This window comes from Klebsiella oxytoca NBRC 105695 (assembly GCF_001598695.1).
GTDB classification, from domain to species: Bacteria; Pseudomonadota; Gammaproteobacteria; order Enterobacterales; family Enterobacteriaceae; genus Klebsiella; species Klebsiella oxytoca.
Genome location: NZ_BCZK01000002.1, coordinates 114819 through 134222 on the forward strand (window position 1 = coordinate 114819; position 19404 = coordinate 134222).

Consider the following 19404-nt stretch of genomic DNA (forward strand, 5'->3'; position numbering starts at 1 on the left):
TTTCTGCGATTTTTTATTTTTAAGTTAATTAAGAGACTCTAAATTTTTTTATCATTTTATTTTAGGGGTTCTAATTTCTTAGTTGTGAAGTGCCATTTCATCCATCCTTCATATTGACTCGTGGTAATTAAACACATAACTTCTGAAACATAAAGTGGCTGTTTCATATTGTGATTGCGCATTTAAATACAAATTATATGCCATGCATATGTTTTATTTTGTTTTATATAGAATCTGAATTATTCATCTTATATATGTTTAGTGGCGTTTTTTGCGCAGAGGAGTCGCCTTCCTTTGTACTCTTCCCGTTAAGGAAAGCGGCAAATCATGGATGAGGAGCGCGTGATATATGGACTATCTCACTGATTTACGGTCATGTATCTGGCCGAGAGAAGATCGCTACTTTGTTGACGGATTATCCACGATTATTTTTGATATCCGCGATTTGATCTACCCATCTCTGGATGAACTACGCGACGGGTTTATGTTTATTAATATTAGCCCTAAATTTATGAGCCACTTTATCAGCCATGAACACCAATGGCTGAAAATCGCCGAGAAAAAACAGGTGATATTAATTGCCGCAACCAGGCTGGAGGCGCTGGCCAATTACTGGTATTTCAATAGTCAGGCCAGAGGCGTGGTTTATACGGAATCCTTATACGCTATTCGCCATGAGCTGACCCGAGCCATAAACGGTCGTTTTCGCCGCAGTGATATAAAAAAAGGAAAAATGACCCGTAAAGAGATGCAAATCATTGGTCATCTTGCGCAGGGGATACAGCCGAAATCTATTGCCAAAATTGAGAACTGCAGCGTCAAAACGGTTTATACCCATCAGCGTAACGCGGAGGTGAAACTGGATTTTAAAATAAATAAATTAGCCATCTGAGATTTAAGCTCGGCGGGTCGTTTATCCCTTCGCCGGGCGAGCGTAAATGTTATGGGTCGTAAATAATATATTATATAAATCAATATATTACCTGAAATAGTATCAAGCAACCTTGCTCCGGCGCAGAAGAGACGCGTTGCTCAGGAAACGCAGCGTGGCGCGATAATCCTTCACCGCGCCACGGCCGATGGCTACCCGGTCGCTCTCCCATATCGGCGATTCGCCAGCAGACTCAGTCCGCAGCACAGCAGATAGTAAACCGCGCCGGTAAAAACAAAAATCGCCAGCGGGTAGATCTGCACCCGGTTATTGACCTGCCCGGCGACGGTAGTCAGCTCCGGTACATTGACGATAAAGGCCAGCGAGGTGTCTTTGAGCAGGCCGATAAATATCCCAACCAGCGACGGCTGAACGTTACGCAGGGCCTGCGGTAGCAGGATCAGGCGCAGCGTTTGCCCGGGAGCGAAACCCTGGGTCAGCGCTGCTTCGTATTGCCCACGGGGTAGCGATTGCAGGCCCGCCAGCACTGAATGCATCACCGAGGCGGCGGTAAACCACGCCAGCGCCACCGTGACGGTGACCGCGCCCGGGAGATCGCTGCCGGTGAGCATAGGAAGCAGATACCACAGCCAGAAAATCACGAAGATCAGCGGGATGCCGCGAATAATTTCCGCCCACAGAAATAGCAGCCGCCGCACGATCCCTTCGTAGCGCCAGGCGATAGCTGCCAGCAGAACGCCGCCCGGCAGCGCCAGCGCGGCGGCGCCGATAGCCATCAGCAGCGTCAGCACCACGCCGCCGGGGATACCGTCCGCCAGCCGCCCCCACAGCAGATAATCGAGGTTATCAACGATGACCGCCAGATTAGCGTTCATAACCGGCTCTCCTTTGCTGAGCTCTTCCCGGACCGAGACGCGTCAGCGCCACGCCCATCAGCACCCCAAGCGCCAGATACAGCGCGGTGCCGACGGCAAACGCCTCCAGCGCATGCGCGTTGTAGCTCTCGATTTGCCGCACCTGATAGGTCAGTTCGGCAAAGCCGATACCGCTCGCCAGCGAAGAGAGCTTCATCAGGTTGAGATACTGGCCGATAATCGGCTGCCAGGCGTTAGCCAGCCCCTGCGGCAGCAGAATGTGGCGCAGCTCCTGCCAGGGCGTAAACCCCTGCGACAGCGCTGCTTCCCGCTGACCGTGGCTAACGGCGCGCAGCCCGGAGGCGATCTCTTCAATCAGAAACGCCGAGGTAAAGACCCCGAGTCCCCACATTGAGCAGAGAAACTCCGGCGTCAGCCACCAGACGTTGCCCGGAAGAATCGACCAGCTGCGATCGTCATTAATAAAATCCCGCGCCCCCAGCGGCAGCAGATTCCAGGCGGCAAAATACCAGAACAGCAGCTGGACCAGCAGCGGCGTATTGCGGAACAGTGAAACCCAGGCCGCCACCAGCCAACGGCCGGGCCTGCCGCCCCCGAGACGCAGTGCCAGCAGCAGGATGGCCAGCACGGTCGCCAGAACCATCCCGGCGATGCTGACCCAGACGGTGGTGAGAAAACCGGAGATGATCCATTGCAGCGGCTGCCCGCTCAGCACGCCATGCCAGTCGAGATGCGGGATCACGCCTCACTCTCCTGGTGCAGCGGATCGAGCACCTTTTGCAGGAAACGGCGGGTGCGGGCGTGCTGCGGCCGGGCAAAAAACTCGGCCGGTGGCGCGACTTCGAGAATATCGCCGCCGTCGATAAACACCACCCGGTCAGCAATCTCGCGGGCGAACTGCATCTCATGCGTCACCACCACCATGGTGATCCCGCTATGGGCGAGGTTTTTCATGACCTGCAGTACTTCGCCGATCATCTCCGGATCGAGCGCCGACGTGGGTTCATCGAACAGAATAATCTGCGGCGAGGAGGCGAGGGCGCGGGCAATCGCCACCCTCTGCTGCTGGCCCCCCGAGAGCTGGGCCGGCATCTGCCGGGCTTTATCCGCAAGGCCGACCTGGTTGAGCAGCGCCAGCGAGCGTTCGCGGGCGGCGCTTTTGCCCCAGCCGTGAACGCGTTCCAGCGCGAGGGTGATATTCTCCTGCGCCGTCAGGTGGGCATAGAGATTAAACTGCTGAAAAACAAAGCCGACCCGGCTGCGCAGCTGGCGCAGAGCGCTGCCGGTGAGCTGCGCTGTCGGTTTACCGTCGATCAGTATTTCGCCGCCGCTGAGTGATTCAAGCTGGTTGATCAGACGGATCAGGGTTGATTTGCCCGATCCCGAAGGGCCGAGGATCGCCACCACTTCGCCGGGTTCAACCTGTAAGTTAACGCCGTTCAGCACCAGATGGTCGCCGTAGCTTTTGGCAACATCGCGAAACTCAATGCTGGCGCGCTGCAGATGCGAAAAATCCGCGGACGATGCCGCGGAGCGTGAAAATAGAGCCGATAACATCATCTTTCTCTGCTTATTTCGCTTCGATAGTAAAGGCGCGCGGCTGCGGGGTTTTGGTGCTCGGGCCAAACCAGACGTCGTAAATTTTGGCCGCCTCACCGGATTTCTCCAGCTTGACCAGCTCGTCATTGACCGCTTTCAGCAGGGCCGGTTCGCCTTTCTTCACGCCGACGCCAATCTCTTCTTTGCTCAGCAGGTCGGGGATGATTTTGAAGTTAGCTTTGTCCGGCGCTTCCGCCAGCAGTCCGGCCAGGATGGTGCTGTCCTGAGTGATGGCCTGCACGTTGCCGTTGCGCAGGGCGGTCAGCGCCAGCGGAATATCATCATAAGAGAGCACGCGCGATTGCGGGAAACGCTGATGCAGCGCCTGTTCGCCGGTGGTGCCTTTTACCGCGCCGATGCGCGCTTTGCTGTAATCATCGAGCTTATCCGGTGATTTTGCCGGAACGAGGAACTGCTGGCCGGTCACAAAGTAAGGTGTTGAGAAATCAATGACCTGTGCACGTTCCGGAGTGATGGTGATATCGGCGACGATCAGGTCGGCCTTGCCGGACTGCAGCAGCGGAATGCGGTTGGCCGGGTTAGTGGCGACCAGCTCCAGCTTAACGCCGAGAGATTTGGCCAGCGCTTCGGCGAAGTCCACGTCGTAACCGACGATTTTATGCGTTTTCGGATCTACCGAACCGAACGGCGGGTTGGCGTCGAAGGTGGCGACTTTGACCACGCCGGCGGCTTTGATATCGGCTAATTGATCGGCCTGAGCCTGCGCGGCGAGCACCAGCATGCCCAGCGCCAGCGCGATTTTTGTTTTTGCAATGCGCATTGTTATTCCCCTGAATCCCTGTTTTGTTTTGTGTTTATCACGCTCCCACAAATCGCCCATCGGCGGCAAAGAAGAAAAAGTTCTTATCTATAACAAAAAAGAACTTAACAAAACTGTGGGTATTGTTTAACCGGATGGGCTACTACGCTGGGGAAAAGTAGCCCGGACAGGTGCGTAGCACCGCCTCCGGGAGGGTGTAGAGGGGTTCCGTTCACCATCAAGTCGCAGAAAATGCCTCATCGAGGTACGTGAACGGGAAAAGGGGGAGAAAACCGTCTCCCCCTTTACAATCCCCGCGGTCCCGCAAAGAAATCGGTGCTGCGCACTGCGCTCACCTCCCGGACCTCAGCCTGCGGTCGGCTCAACTCGACCTTACTCGTCCCATCCCTGGGACTCGCCCCTACGGGGCCAGCGCAAGCGCTGTTCAAAATTGCTCCAGGCAATTTTGTCGTGTCTCGATTCGCCTCTGGCCGCCATCCCTGGCGGCCAGCCCTTGTCTTCGGTCCTCCGGTTCGCCGATTTCAGCGGGGGCCAGGGCATCGCTGCATAACACGTTGTTTCAGAGATATCTCCGCTGCTGTATGAAACTCTCCCGGAGGCGGCGCTTGACGCGCCTGTCCGGGCTACCAAACCGAGGAAAAGTAGCCCGGATAAGACGTTTACGTCGCAATCCGGGAAAGGCCCCAATATGCATCCCGCAGCATTACTAATCCGGAATTGATATTTCCCGCTCGCCGTCAACTGTGGTTGAAATAGACCCAGGCAAAAATGCTTCCTGACGGAGGAGAAAATGAAAGTGGCGCTGTGGCAACGCATAACGGGCTGGCTGGCTTCTTTATCTGACGGTGAAGCCGGGCAGCAGGATACCCAACGCATCATGGAGGCAATATTACCGGTCGCCAGTCTCTACGGAATTGAGCTCGGCAACGTTGAAACAAGGTGGTTTCGCCATGATAAAACATACTGAGCGGCGCAGGACGCGTGAAGCCTACTGGAACGAGGTGTGCTTTGTGTAGCGCGAGGCTGTTTGCGGTTGCGGCGACGCAGGAAGCGAAGCCGCAGCTCTGAACAGCTTTATCCCCCCAGATACATTCGCTTGATTTCCGGATTCGCCAGCACCTCCTGCGCAGGACCCGAGAGCATAATCTTCCCATTCTCCAGCACATAGGCGCGATCGGCGATGGTCAACGCCGCCGTGGCGTTCTGCTCTACCAGCAGCACGGTAATATTCTCCTCCCGTAGCTGCCTAATCGTGGCGAACAGCTCCCCGACAATTTTCGGCGCCAGCCCGAGACTTGGCTCATCGAGCATCAGCAGTACCGGTTCGCTCATCAGCGCTCTGGCGATAGCCAGCATCTGCTGCTCGCCGCCGCTCATGGTGCCCGCCATCTGAGCACGCCGCTCCTTGAGGCGGGGAAACAGGCTGTACATGCGATCGCGCAGGCGGGTAAAGCCGGCGAGATTATTGTAGGCCCCCATGCGCAGATTTTCTTCGATGGTCAGGTTGGTGAAGATGCGCCGTCCTTCGGGTACCAGCGCCAGCCCCTTACGCACAATCTGATGCGTCTGGCTGCGGGAGATATCCTCGTTGAGAAAATTGACCCGCCCCGTGGAACGCACCAGATTGACGATGCCGTTGAGGGTGGAGGTTTTCCCGGCACCGTTGCTGCCGATAAGGGTAACGATCTCCCGGTCGTAAATATCAATATCAACGCCTTTTAGTCCCTGAATCACGCCGTAAAACACGTTTAATTCGCGCGCGCTAAGCATAACGAACGTCCCCCAGGTAAGCGGAAATCACGCCCGGATCCTCAATGGCTTCCGACATCAGGCCGCTAAACAGCGGCTTGCCGTACTCCAGCACCATCACCCGCTCGCACAGCTTGTTGACGAACGGCATATCGTGCTCGATCAGCAGTACGCTGAGCTGATAGTCGTTACGCATGCGGAAGATCAGGTCTGCCAGATCTTCCGTCTCCTTTGGGTTCATCCCGGCGGCGGGTTCGTCGAGCAGCAGTAATTTTGGCGAGGTCGCCAGCGCGCGGGCGATCTCCACCTTGCGCTGGTTGCCGTAGCTAAGGTTGGTGGCCTGCACGTCGGCGAAATGGGCGATACCGATATCGTCCAGAATCGCCATCGCTTTGGCCTTTGCCGCCCGCTCGGCGGGGTAGTAGCGGCCGATATGCAGCGCCGCTTCCAGCAGCGAATAGCGGCTGGCGCTGTCGAGGCCAACCATCACGTTTTCTAATACCGTCATCGAGTTGAACAGGCGGATATTCTGAAAGGTGCGGGCAATCCCGGCGTTGACCACCCGGTTCGGCTTCAGCCCTTTTAGCGATTTTCCCGCGAGGGTCACGCTGCCGCTGGTCGGTTTATAGTTGGCGGTGATGACGTTGAACATCGTGGTTTTGCCCGCGCCGTTGGGGCCAATCAGGCCAAAAATTTCCGCCTCGTCGACGTGGAAACTGACGCTGTCGATAGCCCGCAGGCCACCGAACTGCATGGTCACGTCCTGCACCTGTAAAATGACCTTATTTTGCGCCATCGCCGCGTCTCCTTTTGCCCACCTGCCAAATCTCTTTTTTGCCCAACAGACCTTCGCGGGCGAACAGCATGATGATCAGCAGCAGCAGCGAGAACACCACCATCCGCAGGCCCGGATACGCGCCGAGATCGTGACCGAAGAACTGGAGCGGCTGGTCGAGAAAGCGCAGCCACTCGCCGCTGCCGACCACCAGTATGGTGCCGAGCAGCGCGCCGGTGGTGCTGCCCAGGCCGCCGAGCACGATAATAATCAGCAGCTGGAAGGTAAGCATAAAGTCGAACAGGCCCGGCGAGATGGTGGTCAGCAGCGAGGCCAGCAGGCCGCCGCCGATCCCTTCGAAGAAGGCGCTGGTGGCGAAGGCGCAGGTTTTAATGCGAAACGTGTTCACCCCCATGGCGATAGCGGCGTCTTCGTCGTCGCGCACCGCTTTCATCATTCGCCCGTACTTCGACCACACCAGCTGCAAAATCATCCCGGTCGCCAGCAGGGCGAACAGCCCGCACCAGAACAGCAGATGCGGCTGCTGCGGAATATCGTTGAGGCCAATCGCGCCGTTGGTGATCTGCGGATTGTTGATTGCGAGGATTTTAATGATAAAGCCGAAGCCGAGGGTCACAATCGCCAGGTAGTCGCCGCGCACGCGGAAGACCGGCAGGGCAAGGCAAACCGCCAGCGCCGCCGCGCACAGGCCGCTAATGAGCAGCGCGGGCAGGAACCCGGCGTGCAGCACGAGGATCCACGGGCTGGGCGCGGCCATCTCAAACATATCCAGCTTGCTGTCGCTGGGGAGGATCAGCAGGGCGGTGACGTAAGCGCCGACCGCCACAAAGCCGTTGGGCTCCAGCGACAGCTGGCCGGTCACGCCGTTGATCAGGTTATAGCTGACTGCGAGGATCATAAAGACGAAAATGGTGCTGATGACGCGAATAATGTAGTCGTTGAAGACGACGTTGATCCCGGCCAGCAGCGCGACGCAGAGAGCAATAATGACCAGGTTGCGCAGCTGCGCCCCGGCGGTAGTCGTAGCGTTGAGCATCAGAAACGGCTCCTTTCCAGACGTTCATCGCCCATAATGCCAACCGGGCGGAATAAGAGGACCAGAATCAAGAACATAAAGGCAAAGGCGTCTTTGTAGCCGCCCAGCTCGGGAAACAGGGCGACCGCCACCACCTCGGTAAAGCCGAGAATAAAGCCGCCGAGCACCGCGCCGGTGACGCTGCCGATTCCGCCGAGCACCGCGGCGGCGAAGGCCTTCAGGCCGATCAGCACGCCCATCAGCGGGTCGATGGTCGGGTAGCTGATGGAGTAGAACACCCCGCCCAGCGCCGCGAGGCTGCTGCCGAGGGCGAACACCAGCGAGATAATGCGGTTGGCGTCGATGCCCATCAGGCGGACGGTATTAACGTCGAAGGCCACCGCGCGGATCGCCATCCCGTAGCGGGTGCGGTACAGCAGCCAGAGGATCGCCAGCAGCAGCAGGACGGTGATCAGCGGCACGATCAACGCCACGTTGGTGATAATCACGTCACCAAAGGCGCGAGTGTTGTTGAAAAATTCCGGTGCGGAAAAGAAGCGCGAGCTGCCGCCAAACAGCACGTTGAACAGGTTTTCGAGGAAGAAGCTGACGCCGATGGCGGTGATCAGCATCGAGATTTTTGATGCCTGACGCAGCGGGCGATAGGCCACCCGGTCGATCAGCATGCCGAACAGGCCGCACAGCGCGAGGGTCAGGAAAACGGCTACCCCGAAGGGTAGCCCAATGGAAGAAAACAAAAACAGGGTGGTAAACGCCCCGACCATCATTACGTCCGCATGGGCGAAGTTGATCAGGCGCAGCACCCCATAAACCATCGTATAACCGATGGCAATCAGGGCGTACATGCCCCCAAGGCTCATTCCATTGACCACTTGCTGGAGAAAAATGGCACCATCCATCTGATATCTCTCTTATTTTCCCTAAATAATTCGAGTTGCAGGACAAAACGGTTAACCGTTTTGAACAGCGCTTGCGCTGGCCCCGTAGGGGCGATGCTCATGGATGAGCCGAGTAACACAGCCAGCGCACATGCAACTTGAAGTATGACGGGGTTAAGGATTAACCACGGTACGAAACGCCAGCTTGCCATCCTTCACTTCGTTGATGACCGCGCTGCGGATAGCGTCGCCGTTTTGTAACGTCAGCGTACCGGTTACGCCCTGGAAGTCCTTAGTAGCGCGAATTTTTTCGTTAACGCAAACCCGGTCGCGCGGGTCGCTGCACTGGTTCATGGCGTTGATAATGACGTTATAGGCGTCCGCCGCCATCGCGCCCCAGGTATGGGTCGGCTGCTGGTATTTGGCTTCCCAGGCTTTGATAAACACCTCGCCCGCCGGCGTTTGCTCTTTGGCGTTCGGCGAGTAGTAGTCGGTGGTCATATAGCCGTTGACCGCGTCTTTGCCGACGTCAAAAAAGACCTGATCCGCCGCCAGCCCGTCGCCGCCGACCACCGGCTTGCTCAGCCCCAGTTGCTTCGCCTGTACGGCGATCAGCGCCCCTTCGGTGTAGTAGATCGGCATATAGATCATGTCGACGTTCTTCGCCTTCACGCTGGCCAGCTGGGCCTTAAAGTCTTTGCTGCCGCCGGGAGCCTGAACTTCGATAGGAATGGTGCCGCCGTTTTTCAGGAACTGCGTGCGGAAGGCTTTCGCCAGGCCAACGGAGTAGTCGTTGCTGCTGTCGAAGACGATGGCGGCGGTTTTAGCCTTCAGATCGCGCGAGGCGAGGTTAGCGCCGACCACGCCCTGGAAGCTGTCGGAGAAGCAGACCCGACTGACGTAAGGGTGGTTGCGGGTGACGCGGTCGTTGGTGGCGGTTGAGGAGACCAGCGGCGTTTTACTGTCGTCGGCGATTTTGGTCATCGCCAGGGTATTGGAGGAGGTGACTTCGCCGATCACCGCGTCGACTTTATCGCTGGAGACCAGGCGCTGCATGGCGTTAGCGGCTTCGACCTTGTCGCTCTTATCGTCAATCACGATAAGCTTCACGGTGTCGCCATTTTTTAACGTCGGCGTAATGCTCTGGATGATATCCAGCCCTTTTTGCGAAGGTTGTCCGTAGCCGCTCAGCGCGCCGCTCAGCGGCAAGACCACGCCAATTTTAATTTCAGCCGCCTGCGCGCTGCTGGCACCGACCCACGCGGCAACCAGCGTGGCCATTAAAGACGCTTTCCCGGAAAACTTGTTCATTTTTACCTCACCGTCGGTCGATTATTTATACCCTTCATACTTCAAGTTGCATGTGCGTTGGCTTTCCTCGCTCACCCCAGTCACTTACTAGAGTAAGCTCCTGGGGATTCCCTGCGTCGCCGCCTTCCTGCAACTCGAATTATTTTGGGTATATCTTTAACCATCAATGACTGCATAACATTGAGAAATAATTCACCTGGATATCCGGCGAATTATTGGCTGTTATATTGAATAGATAACGAGATATATTTGGTATGCAGATTTACCTTACAACGTCCGTTTCGTTTTTACTCATGCAATATTCTTATTACCTGCAGGAAAGGGCATAAGGCTGATGACAACCCTGTTTTGGGTACGGTGAACGCATTATGCCGGGGGCGGCTGACGCCTTACCCGGCCTGCAAAATCCGCAATGCCAGCGCGCACCCGAAAATAATATCCAGGTGCGCCCGGTAATATTAAAAATCTATTCTGCTGTCCGCCTGGTTTATTATTTTAGCTGGCTCAACGGTTTTATTTTTCCATGCAGCGCAGGATTATCACTTTCGTCTTTCAGGCGCACTCCGGTAAGCCGCCGCAAAAAGGCCTGCTCCAGTAACCAGGCCAGCTTAAAAGCGGCGGCATCAAAGCTCAGCCCTTCCGGACGGATATTAGAAATACAGTTGCGCTCCGACTCCAGCCGCTGACGATGCGGCTGCCAGGTTAAATACACTCCGAGGCTGTCCGGCGAAGAGAGCCCGGGCCGTTCGCCAATCAATATCGCCACCGCTCTGGCCTTCAGCGTTTCGCCTATATCATCGCCCAGCGCGACCCGCGACTGGTGCGCCAGCACCACCGGGGCCAGGCTCAGGCCGAGGGTTTTCAGATAGGGCAGCAGGGCGCGAATCAGCGGCACTGCCTGGCGCTGCACGGCGTACGACGACAGCCCGTCGCCAATCACCAGCAGCAGGTCGGCGGGGCGCGCGCCGCTGGCGGCGAGGTCGGCGCGGCTCTCTTCGTTCAGCTGCCGCCCCAGATCCGGGCGATTCAGATAGACATGGCGATCGCTGGCGGCGCTGCGGACGGTCAGCGTCGACAGCCCCAGCTCCGCCAGCGGCTGAACAAGCTGGTCGCTGGCTAAAGGTTGGTGGATAGCATCGCGCGCCCGGGCGTGGGCGAGGCCGAAATTCAGCACTTCGCGGGTCGGCAGGCTGGCGCCGCTGCGCCCCAGCGCAATCCGCGCATCGGTAAACTCACGCAGCGGGTTCCAGGCGTCGGGAGGATTCATACCGGTTCTCCTTGCGGCAGGACGGAAAGCAGCGGATGGCGGGCATCGGTCAGACGCAGCGCGCCGTGGCGGTCAATAATCTGCATCTTCGTCAGCCAGTCGGCGAACTCAGGCGCATGCTGTAAACCCAGCAGTCGGCGGGCGTAAAGTGCATCGTGGAACGAGGTGCTTTGGTAGTTGAGCATAATATCGTCTGCCCCCGGTACGCCGATCAAAAAGGTCAGCCCGGCCGCGCAAAGCAGCGTCAGCAGGGTATCCATATCGTCCTGATCCGCTTCGGCGTGATTGGTGTAGCAAACGTCGCAGCCGATGGGCAGCCCCATCAGCTTGCCGCAGAAGTGATCTTCCAGTCCGGCGCGGATAATCTGCTTACCATCGTACAGATACTCCGGGCCGATAAAGCCCACCACCGTATTGACCAGCAGCGGCTCAAAATGGCGGGCGACGGCGTAGGCCCGGGCTTCGCAGGTCTGCTGGTCAACGCCGTGATGGGCGTTGGCGGAAAGACAGCTGCCCTGGCCGGTTTCAAAATACATCACGTTGTTGCCCAGCGTGCCGCGGTTCAGGCTAAGCGCCGCTTCCCGCGCTTCCTGCAGCAGCGCCAGATTAATGCCGAAACCGCTGTTGGCGGCTTCGGTACCGGCCACCGACTGGAACACCAGATCCACCGGCGCGCCGCGCTCAATCAGCTGCAGAGTGTTGGTGACGTGGGTCAAAATGCACGACTGGGTGGGGATGGCGAAGCGCTGAATAATATCGTCAAGCATATGGTTTAGCTGCGCCAGCACCGGCAGGCTGTCGCTGGCCGGATTGATGCCGATCACCGCGTCTCCTGCGCCGTACAGCAGGCCGTCGAGCATGCTGGCGGCGATGCCTTTGAGGTCATCGGTCGGGTGATTGGGCTGCAGGCGCACGCTCAGGCGCCCCGGCAGGCCGATAGTGTTGCGAAAACGGGTGACGACCCGGCATTTGCTGGCGGCGAGGATCAGATCCTGATTGCGCATCAGCTTGCTGACCGCGGCGGCCATCTCCGGGGTTATCGCGCGGGCGACCTGGCGCAGCGCCGCTTCATCGGTGGCGTCGTCGAGCAGCCAGTCGCGAAAATCGCCGACCGTAAGATGGCGAATCGCCGCGAAGCCCCGGGCGTCGTGGGTATCGAGGATCAGCCGGGTCACCTCATCCTGCTCGTAGGGAATCAGCGGATTATCGAGAATCTCGGTGAGCGGAACCTCCGCCAGCGCCATTTTTGCCGCCATCCGCTCTTCGGCGGAGCCGGCGATAACGCCCGCCAGCGCGTCGCCGGAACGCGCAGGGGAGGCCTTCGCCAGTAGGGTTTTCAGGCTCTCAAAGCGCCATACCTGGCCCGATAGCGTGGTTTTATACATGTGTCGCCTCCTCAGGAGACCGTACGCAGCTGCGGATCCACCGCCGCGCGCTGGCGAGCCGCTGCGGTCTTGCGAAACCACAGGTAGCCGCCGAGCATCATGGCGGCGAAAATCAGCGCCAGCAGCGTGTTGTACCAGACCATCGCCACCAGGCAGAGCACCGCCATGGCCAGCGCGAAGGCCGGCGCCCACGGATAGAGCGGCGCGCGGAACGGTCGAATCAGCTTCGGCTCGCTGCGGCGCAGCTTAAACAGCGCCGCCATCGAGGTGATATACATAACAATAGCGCCAAATACCGACATCGTGACGATACAGGCGGTCAGCGGCATCCCGCTAATGGTGATCAGCGAATCGGAGAAAATGGCGGCGATGCCGACCACGCCCCCGGCGAGGATCGCCAGATGCGGCGTGCGGGTGCGGCGGTTCAGCGTCGCCAGCCCGGCGGGGAGATAGCCCGCGCGCGCCAGAGAGTAAATCTGCCGCGAGTAGCCCATGATAATCCCGTGGAACGAGGCCACCAGGCCAAACAGCCCCAGCCACACCAGCATATGCAGCCAGCCGCTGCTGTTGCCGACCACCATTTTCATCGCCTGCGGTAGCGGGTCGTTGATATTGGCCAGGGTTCGCCAGTCGCCGACGCCGCCGGCAAAGACCATCACGCCTATCGCCAGTACGGTCAGGGTCAGAATGCCGCCGCCCAGCGCCCGGGGAATAGTGCGCTGCGGATCTTTAGCTTCTTCGGCGGCCATCGATGCGCCTTCAATCGCCAGAAAGAACCAGATCGCGAACGGGATGGCGGCAAACATGCCCGGCAGCGCCAGGCCGCTAAAGCTTTCCGCGCCCGCCCAGCCGTTAGCGGTAAAATGGCTCCAGGAGAAGCCCGGCGCGACCACGCCCATAAACACCAGCAGTTCGAAAATCGCTAATAACGTCACCACCAGCTCAAAGGTGGCGGCAATCCCCACGCCGAGAATATTCAGCGTCATAAAGATAATATAGGCGCCGCAGGCCACCCATTTGGGGTCGAGCGCCGGAAACTGCACGTTCAGATAGGCGCCGATGGCCATAGCGATGGCGGGCGGGGCGAAGACGAATTCAATCAGGGTCGCGAAGCCGGCGATAAACCCGCCGGTGGGGCCAAAGGCGCGGTAGGCGTAGGCAAAAGGTCCGCCCGCATGCGGAATGGCGGTGGTCAGCTCGGTGAAGCTAAAAATAAAGGCGCAGTACATCGCGGCGATGGCCAGCGCGACGATCAGAAAGCCCAGCGTCCCGGCCTGGGACCAGCCGTAGCTCCAGCCAAAATACTCCCCGGAAATAACCAGCCCAACGGCGATCCCCCATAAGCGGAAACTGCCGAGCGTTCTTTTAAGCGTTGTGGTTTGCTCTGTCATGTTCGTTGCCTCGCCAGATAAAGATATCGGGAGGGTTGCAAAGAGAATGCCAGGGCATACCACCGATAAACGCGGCGGTTTAAGAACCTATCCCATTAGGGCTATCTTATTTGCCAGTTTGGCCCTGGGCAGTGCTCAGACAATACTCACAGAGTGTTGAACGCCCTTCAGGGCGGCCCGCAGGGGGAGCGTAGCGAATCATCCTCACGTACTACGTGTACGCTCCGGTTCTTGCGCGCTGTCCGTGTGCAAACTGTCTGCAACGATTACGCCTGTTGGGCCAGGCTCTACGCCAACGAGGATCAAAAAAGGGGCAGACCGCGCCCGGCGGAAGAGTCGCCGTGGTGCAGCTGCCCGCAAATGTGGCGTTACTGGTGCACGATGGCGCCAGCGTCTTGTTGAATTACCGGACCTGCTTTCACCTGCAGGTTAAGTCCTTTACTCTCCAGCTCGGCATTGCGAATGCGCAGGCCGCGGTCGGCTTCAATATTGACGTTGCTAAAATGGAAACCGCTGAGCGGCGCTTCCGGGGTACCGATAATATAGGCCGCCGCTTTGCTGTCGCCGGTGGAGGTTAAATTCTCAACGGTGATGTTACTGAAGTGCGGAGTCTTGTATTTATCGAACGGCTGTTTCGGGTCGCTGTCCGGCGGATAGATCTGCTCGCCGAGGGTAAAGCCGCCTGCCTGCAACAGCTTATCGACCTCGGCCTGCACAATCGGCGCGGCTTTGTAATAGGCGGAGAACACCAGCGGCACCTCAACGTTATGCATTCTGGTATTGCGGTAGACGATATTTTTTACCTCGCCGCCTTTGCCGCGCGGGCTTTTAATCCGAATGCCGTACATCGAACCTTCGAAGGTATTGTTTTCCACCAGCACGTTATTCACGCCGCCTGCGCTCTCGCTGCCGATGGAGATCCCGCGCCCCTGCTTCAGAGTGTTGTTGGCGATATAGATGTTATCCACCACGCCGTCCGGGAAGCGCGGGTCGGCTTTCTCCGCCTTGATGGCAATATGGTCGTCGTTACAGTCGATATAGTTGTTGGTAATACGGATATTCTGGCTATCGATAGGATCGATGGCGTCGGTGTTCGGCGCATGCCACGGCGAAAGAATACGCGTGCCGTTGATATCGACATCGTGCGCGTAGCGGGTGACCACGTGGAAGCTGGGTGAATGGGTGAGGGTCACGCCGTCGATAAGCACGTTGCTGGCGCGGGTGATATAAATCAGCCGCGGCCGGTCGGTACCGCCTTTCTTGCCGGTGGCGCGGATATTTTCCCGCCAGCGTTCCCACCACACTGCGCCCTGGCCGTCGATAGTGCCTTCACCGACGATGGCCACGTTTTGCGCGTCGGCGATGCTAATAAACGGCAGCCAGCCGTTTTCCGCTTCGGCGTATCGCGTTTTATCATCGCCGCGATAGGCAGCCACTTCGGTTGAGGCCACCAGGGTGGCGTCTTTCTCCAGCTTAAGCTGAATATTATTCTTCAGAAACAGCGGGTTGGTGAGGAAATTACCTTTCGGCACCAGCACCGTTCCCCCTCCGGCGGCGGCGCAGTCATCAATCGCTTTTTGAATGGCATCGGTGTTGAGCGCGATTTGCAGCCGATGGCCTTCTGCGCCGTAGTGGGTGATATCACAGACTTTATCGGGAAACTTCACGGAACTCGCGGCCTGAGCGGCGTGCAGCGGTAGAAGGCCGACGGCGGCAGCGGCGGCCCACAGAGGCAAAGCGCGGGGTATCATGGCATTATCCTTTTTTGGTTTGTTGTTTTGTAAAATTAGCACCAATGTTTTGATTTAATGAGGGCGGCGATCACGGTTTCTCTTTTGTCGTTATTCTGCCCATAAGTGGCGATGATGATTTGGGCGAATGCATAGATGACAGGCCCGGCGGCTTTGCAATTTGGCGACAGGCGGGGTATAAGGAACCTCTTATCTGGATGTTTAGATGTCTATACGCCCGTGGGGTCAAATGCAAACAACACAACAACAAGGTGGGCAGCTTAAGCGCACCATGAAGACTCGCCACCTGATCATGCTGTCGCTGGGTGGCGTTATTGGCACAGGGCTATTTTTTAATACCGGCTATATCATCTCCACCACCGGAGCGGCGGGCACGCTGCTGGCCTATCTGATTGGCGCGCTGGTGGTCTGGCTGGTGATGCAGTGTCTGGGCGAACTTTCGGTGGCGATGCCGGAAACCGGGGCGTTTCACGTCTACGCCGCGCGCTATCTCGGCCCGGCGACCGGGTATACCGTCGCCTGGCTCTACTGGCTGACCTGGACCGTCGCGCTTGGCTCAAGCTTCACCGCCGCCGGATTCTGCATGCAGTACTGGTTCCCGCAGGTGCCGGTATGGGTCTGGTGCGTGGTGTTCTGCGCGGTGATTTTCGCGCTCAACGTTATCTCCACCCGCTTCTTTGCCGAAGGTGAATTCTGGTTCTCGCTGGTGAAGGTGGTCACCATTATCGCCTTTATTATTCTCGGCGGGGCGGCGATCTTTGGCATCATTCCGATGCAGGATGGCTCTCCGGCGCCGGGGCTGCGCAATATCACCGCCGAAGGCTGGTTCCCGCACGGCGGTCTGCCGATCCTGATGACCATGGTGGCGGTTAACTTCGCTTTCTCCGGCACCGAGCTTATCGGCATCGCGGCGGGGGAAACGGAGAATCCGCATAAAGTCATTCCGGTGGCCATTCGTACCACCATCGCCCGGCTGATTATCTTTTTCATCGGCACCGTCTTCGTGCTGGCGGCGCTGATCCCGATGCAGCAGGCGGGAGTCGAGAAAAGCCCGTTTGTGCTGGTGTTTGAAAAGGTCGGTATTCCCTACGCGGCGGATATCTTTAACTTTGTGATTCTGACGGCGATTCTGTCGGCGGCCAACTCTGGCCTTTACGCCTCCGGGCGGATGCTGTGGTCGCTCTCCAATGAAAAAACGCTGCCGTCCTGTTTTACCAAATTGACCAGAAACGGGGTGCCGCTGACGGCGATTTCGGTCAGCATGCTCGGCGGCGTGCTGGCGCTCTTCTCCAGCGTCGTGGCCCCGGATACGGTGTTTGTCGCGCTGTCGGCGATTTCCGGTTTTGCGGTGGTGGCGGTATGGCTGAGCATCTGCGCCTCGCACTTTATGTTCCGCCGTCGCCATCTGCAGCAGGGGAAGGCGCTAAGCGAACTGCACTATCGCGCGCCGTGGTATCCGCTGGTGCCGGTGCTGGGATTTGTGCTTTGCCTGGTAGCCTGCGTGGGTCTGGCGTTTGACCCGAGTCAGAGGATTGCGCTGTGGTGCGGGATCCCGTTCGTGGCACTGTGTTATGGTGCGTATTATCTGACTCGTTCACGGAAACTCACCCAGGAGCCTCAACATGTCGCAGAATAATCCGTTAACCGCCCTCATTGACGCAAAGCCCTTTATCCTGCTGGACGGCGCGATGGCGACGGAGCTGGAAGCGCGCGGCTGCAATCTTGCCGACAGCCTGTGGTCGGCGAAAGTGCTGGTCGACAACCCGGAGCTTATCCGCGAAGTTCACCTCGACTATTTCCGCGCCGGCGCGCAGGTGGCGATCACCGCCAGCTATCAGGCCACTCCGGCAGGTTTTGCTGCCCTCGGCCTTGATGAAGCGCAGTCGAAAGCGCTGATCGGCAAAAGCGTTGAGCTGGCCCGCAAGGCGCGGGAAGCGTATCTGGCGGAAAACCCGCGGGCGGGCGCGTTGCTGGTTGCCGGTTCGGTCGGGCCGTACGGCGCCTTCCTGGCGGACGGCTCGGAGTATCGCGGCGATTATGTCCGCAGCGATGAGGAATTTCAGGCATTTCATCGTCCGCGCGTGGAAGCGCTGCTCGACGCCGGGGCCGATCTGCTGGCCTGTGAAACGATGCCGAATTTCGCCGAGATGAAGGCGCTGGCGGAGCTGCTGACTGCCTATCCGCGCGCGCGGGCATGGTTCTCGTTTACCCTGCGCGATGTGCAGCATCTCAGCGACGGCACGCCGCTGCGGGAAGTGGTTGCCGTGCTGGCAAACTATCCGCAGGTGGTGGCGCTGGGCATTAACTGTATCGCGCTGGAAAACAGCACCGCCGCGCTGGCGCATCTGCATAGCCTGACAGCGCTGCCGCTGGTGGTTTATCCTAACTCCGGGGAGCACTATGACGCGGTATCCAAGACCTGGCATCGCCACGGCGAAGCCTGTGCAACGCTGGCGGAATATTTACCCCAGTGGCTGGCGGCGGGGGCGAAGCTGATTGGCGGCTGCTGCCGCACGACGCCGAAGGATATTGCCGAACTGAACGCGCGGCGTTGAGTTTGCGCCGGGTGGCGGCTGATGCCTTACCCGGCCTACAACGTGCACGAATCGTAGGCCGGGTAAGCGTAAGCGCTACCCGGCATCAATCACCCGGCATCCGCTAACACAAACATCCCGTACGGGTGGATTTCGAGATAATAGTGCTCGCCGACATCCGGCTGCAGCCGCGTCGCGTTCACCTGCAGCAAAATTTCCTGCCCGTGCCACTCTACCGTCACCTCGTACTGCGGTCCCATATAGGCCACGTGGCGAATCGTGCAGCGCTGGCTCTCCTCGCCGCGATCGCTCAGGGTGATCGCCTCCGGGCGCACGCCGACGCTGCCCTCGCCCTGGGCGGCAAAATGCGGCGGCCTCGGCAGCCGATAGCCATAAATATCGACAAAATCCTCGCTAAAGGCGGCCGGGAACAGGTTGGCATCGCCCATAAAGCTCGCCATAAAGCGCGACGCGGGCTGGCGGTAAAGATCCTGCGGCGAGCCGATCTGCATGATATGTCCCTTATTCATCACCAGCACGGTATCGGAAACCGCAAAGGCTTCGCTCTGATCGTGGGTCACGTACAGCGAGGTGATATCAAACTGCTTCTGTAACTCGCGGATCTTATCGCGCATGCTGCGCCGCAGGTTGGCATCGAGGTTGCTTAAGGGCTCATCAAACAGCAGCACCTTTGGCTTGAGGATCAGGGCGCGCGCCAGCGCCACGCGCTGCTGCTGACCGCCGGAGATCTGATCGACATAGCGATCTTCGAATCCTTCCAGATCCACCATCGCCAGCGCCTCCTTCACCCGCGCTTTCACGTCGCTGCGCGACACGCCGAGCATCTTCAGACCGTAGCCGACGTTGTCCCCCAGCGACATATGCGGAAACAGGGCGTAAGACTGAAATACCATACAGATGTCGCGCTGCTGAATGGAGCGATGAGTAACGTCTTCGCCATCGATGAAAATCTGTCCTTCGCTCGGTTTTTCCAGCCCGGCGACCAGGCGCAGAATGGTGGTCTTGCCGCAGCCGGAAGGGCCGAGCAGGGTCACCATTTGTCCCTGAGGGATGGTGAGATTGATATTGTCGATAACCGTGTTGCTGCCGAATCGCTTGGTGACGTTGCGCAGCTCAACAAAATTTTTCTGACTCATAG

18 protein-coding genes and 1 pseudogene are annotated in these 19404 nt (G+C 58.4%); 5 read left to right on the forward strand and 14 right to left on the reverse strand.

The window, feature by feature from the left end; genetic code table 11:
- Positions 1-349: 349 nt before the first annotated feature.
- A complete protein-coding gene (gene ecpR, locus KO1_RS04175; RefSeq protein ID WP_004099323.1) occupies positions 350-892 on the forward strand; it encodes an ECP biosynthesis operon DNA-binding transcriptional regulator EcpR in 543 nt (180 codons plus the stop codon).
- A 191-nt stretch (positions 893-1083) separates the two neighbouring features.
- On the opposite strand, the gene KO1_RS04180 is transcribed toward ecpR, so the two are convergent.
- Genes KO1_RS04180 through KO1_RS04195 form a run of 4 tightly spaced genes read right to left on the reverse strand, consistent with a single transcriptional unit; the run spans position 1084 to position 4147 of the window.
- Positions 1084-1767 (reverse strand): amino acid ABC transporter permease, encoded by a 684-nt coding sequence (locus KO1_RS04180; protein WP_004099324.1) that lies wholly within the window; start codon positions 1765-1767, stop codon positions 1084-1086.
- A complete protein-coding gene (locus tag KO1_RS04185; protein WP_004099326.1) occupies positions 1757-2509 on the reverse strand; it encodes an amino acid ABC transporter permease in 753 nt (250 codons plus the stop codon). The genes KO1_RS04180 and KO1_RS04185 overlap by 11 nt, the downstream gene beginning before the upstream one ends.
- The gene (locus KO1_RS04190; RefSeq protein WP_024273814.1) at positions 2506-3324 is read right to left on the reverse strand and encodes an amino acid ABC transporter ATP-binding protein; all 819 of its coding nucleotides are present in this window, start codon (positions 3322-3324) and stop codon (positions 2506-2508) included. The genes KO1_RS04185 and KO1_RS04190 overlap by 4 nt, the downstream gene beginning before the upstream one ends.
- A gap of 13 nt (positions 3325-3337) precedes the next feature.
- On the reverse strand, positions 3338-4147 hold the full coding sequence (locus KO1_RS04195; protein WP_004099328.1) for an ABC transporter substrate-binding protein: 810 nt from the start codon (positions 4145-4147) through the stop codon (positions 3338-3340).
- A gap of 790 nt (positions 4148-4937) precedes the next feature.
- Between KO1_RS04195 and KO1_RS28010 the strand changes: the two genes are divergently transcribed.
- On the forward strand, positions 4938-5114 hold the full coding sequence (locus KO1_RS28010) for a hypothetical protein (protein WP_004099329.1): 177 nt from the start codon (positions 4938-4940) through the stop codon (positions 5112-5114).
- Between the two features lie 107 nt (positions 5115-5221).
- Here KO1_RS28010 and KO1_RS04200 read toward each other — a convergent pair whose 3' ends face one another.
- The 5 genes from KO1_RS04200 to KO1_RS04220 all read right to left on the reverse strand — a co-directional run bounded on the left by KO1_RS04200 (position 5222) and on the right by KO1_RS04220 (position 9887).
- Positions 5222-5917 carry an ABC transporter ATP-binding protein gene (locus KO1_RS04200; RefSeq protein WP_004099330.1) on the reverse strand — a complete coding sequence of 232 codons (696 nt, stop codon included), beginning with the start codon at positions 5915-5917 and terminating at the stop codon, positions 5222-5224.
- Positions 5910-6692, reverse strand: a complete 783-nt coding sequence (locus KO1_RS04205) for an ABC transporter ATP-binding protein (RefSeq protein ID WP_004099331.1) — start codon at positions 6690-6692, stop codon at positions 5910-5912. Before KO1_RS04205 ends, KO1_RS04200 begins: the two co-directional genes overlap by 8 nt.
- Complete coding sequence (locus KO1_RS04210) at positions 6679-7728, reverse strand: branched-chain amino acid ABC transporter permease (RefSeq protein ID WP_017146540.1); 1050 nt, start codon at positions 7726-7728, stop codon at positions 6679-6681. Before KO1_RS04210 ends, KO1_RS04205 begins: the two co-directional genes overlap by 14 nt.
- Positions 7728-8627 (reverse strand): branched-chain amino acid ABC transporter permease, encoded by a 900-nt coding sequence (locus KO1_RS04215; protein WP_016808619.1) that lies wholly within the window; start codon positions 8625-8627, stop codon positions 7728-7730. Before KO1_RS04215 ends, KO1_RS04210 begins: the two co-directional genes overlap by 1 nt.
- Positions 8628-8780: 153 nt before the next feature.
- Positions 8781-9887, reverse strand: a complete 1107-nt coding sequence (locus KO1_RS04220) for an ABC transporter substrate-binding protein (RefSeq protein WP_026055932.1) — start codon at positions 9885-9887, stop codon at positions 8781-8783.
- 180 nt (positions 9888-10067) lie between these two features.
- Between KO1_RS04220 and KO1_RS28685 the strand changes: the two are divergent.
- Positions 10068-10148: pseudogene (locus tag KO1_RS28685) on the forward strand (hypothetical protein); the annotation flags it as partial.
- Between the two features lie 259 nt (positions 10149-10407).
- Here the strand turns inward: KO1_RS28685 and eutC are convergent.
- The 4 genes from eutC to KO1_RS04240 all read right to left on the reverse strand — a co-directional run bounded on the left by eutC (position 10408) and on the right by KO1_RS04240 (position 15711).
- Positions 10408-11184 carry an ethanolamine ammonia-lyase subunit EutC gene (gene eutC, locus KO1_RS04225; RefSeq protein ID WP_049593469.1) on the reverse strand — a complete coding sequence of 259 codons (777 nt, stop codon included), beginning with the start codon at positions 11182-11184 and terminating at the stop codon, positions 10408-10410.
- Positions 11181-12569 carry an ethanolamine ammonia-lyase subunit EutB gene (locus KO1_RS04230; RefSeq protein ID WP_049593468.1) on the reverse strand — a complete coding sequence of 463 codons (1389 nt, stop codon included), beginning with the start codon at positions 12567-12569 and terminating at the stop codon, positions 11181-11183. The genes eutC and KO1_RS04230 overlap by 4 nt, the downstream gene beginning before the upstream one ends.
- An 11-nt stretch (positions 12570-12580) precedes the next feature.
- Positions 12581-13960, reverse strand: a complete 1380-nt coding sequence (eat, locus tag KO1_RS04235) for an ethanolamine permease (RefSeq protein WP_004099338.1) — start codon at positions 13958-13960, stop codon at positions 12581-12583.
- A 368-nt stretch (positions 13961-14328) separates the two neighbouring features.
- The gene (locus KO1_RS04240; protein ID WP_004110925.1) at positions 14329-15711 is read right to left on the reverse strand and encodes a glycoside hydrolase family 28 protein; all 1383 of its coding nucleotides are present in this window, start codon (positions 15709-15711) and stop codon (positions 14329-14331) included.
- Between the two features lie 229 nt (positions 15712-15940).
- Between KO1_RS04240 and mmuP the strand changes: the two genes are divergently transcribed.
- Entirely contained in the window at positions 15941-17347 is a 1407-nt protein-coding gene (gene mmuP / locus KO1_RS04245; protein ID WP_024273818.1) for an S-methylmethionine permease, read from the forward strand.
- A complete protein-coding gene (gene mmuM / locus KO1_RS04250) occupies positions 17334-18266 on the forward strand; it encodes a homocysteine S-methyltransferase (protein WP_024273819.1) in 933 nt (310 codons plus the stop codon). The genes mmuP and mmuM overlap by 14 nt, the downstream gene beginning before the upstream one ends.
- 89 nt (positions 18267-18355) lie before the next feature.
- Here the strand turns inward: mmuM and fbpC are convergent, their stop codons facing one another.
- Complete coding sequence (gene fbpC, locus KO1_RS04255; RefSeq protein ID WP_004099343.1) at positions 18356-19402, reverse strand: ferric ABC transporter ATP-binding protein; 1047 nt, start codon at positions 19400-19402, stop codon at positions 18356-18358.
- Between the last annotated feature and the right edge of the window lie 2 nt (positions 19403-19404).

Bases quoted from the DNA above. Each gene is read 5' to 3' on its own strand.
- ecpR (WP_004099323.1), top strand. From the start codon at position 350: ATGGACTATCTCACTGATTTACGGTCATGTATCTGGCCGAGAGAAGAT.
- KO1_RS04180 (WP_004099324.1), bottom strand. From the start codon at position 1,767: ATGAACGCTAATCTGGCGGTCATCGTTGATAACCTCGATTATCTGCTG.
- KO1_RS04190 (WP_024273814.1), bottom strand. From the start codon at position 3,324: ATGTTATCGGCTCTATTTTCACGCTCCGCGGCATCGTCCGCGGATTTT.
- KO1_RS04195 (WP_004099328.1), bottom strand. From the start codon at position 4,147: ATGCGCATTGCAAAAACAAAAATCGCGCTGGCGCTGGGCATGCTGGTG.
- KO1_RS28010 (WP_004099329.1), top strand. From the start codon at position 4,938: ATGAAAGTGGCGCTGTGGCAACGCATAACGGGCTGGCTGGCTTCTTTA.
- KO1_RS04200 (WP_004099330.1), bottom strand. From the start codon at position 5,917: ATGCTTAGCGCGCGCGAATTAAACGTGTTTTACGGCGTGATTCAGGGA.
- KO1_RS04205 (WP_004099331.1), bottom strand. From the start codon at position 6,692: ATGGCGCAAAATAAGGTCATTTTACAGGTGCAGGACGTGACCATGCAG.
- KO1_RS04210 (WP_017146540.1), bottom strand. From the start codon at position 7,728: ATGCTCAACGCTACGACTACCGCCGGGGCGCAGCTGCGCAACCTGGTC.
- KO1_RS04215 (WP_016808619.1), bottom strand. From the start codon at position 8,627: ATGGATGGTGCCATTTTTCTCCAGCAAGTGGTCAATGGAATGAGCCTT.
- KO1_RS04220 (WP_026055932.1), bottom strand. From the start codon at position 9,887: ATGGCCACGCTGGTTGCCGCGTGGGTCGGTGCCAGCAGCGCGCAGGCG.
- eutC (WP_049593469.1), bottom strand. From the start codon at position 11,184: ATGAATCCTCCCGACGCCTGGAACCCGCTGCGTGAGTTTACCGATGCG.
- KO1_RS04230 (WP_049593468.1), bottom strand. From the start codon at position 12,569: ATGTATAAAACCACGCTATCGGGCCAGGTATGGCGCTTTGAGAGCCTG.
- eat (WP_004099338.1), bottom strand. From the start codon at position 13,960: ATGACAGAGCAAACCACAACGCTTAAAAGAACGCTCGGCAGTTTCCGC.
- KO1_RS04240 (WP_004110925.1), bottom strand. From the start codon at position 15,711: ATGATACCCCGCGCTTTGCCTCTGTGGGCCGCCGCTGCCGCCGTCGGC.
- mmuP (WP_024273818.1), top strand. From the start codon at position 15,941: ATGCAAACAACACAACAACAAGGTGGGCAGCTTAAGCGCACCATGAAG.
- mmuM (WP_024273819.1), top strand. From the start codon at position 17,334: ATGTCGCAGAATAATCCGTTAACCGCCCTCATTGACGCAAAGCCCTTT.
- fbpC (WP_004099343.1), bottom strand. From the start codon at position 19,402: ATGAGTCAGAAAAATTTTGTTGAGCTGCGCAACGTCACCAAGCGATTC.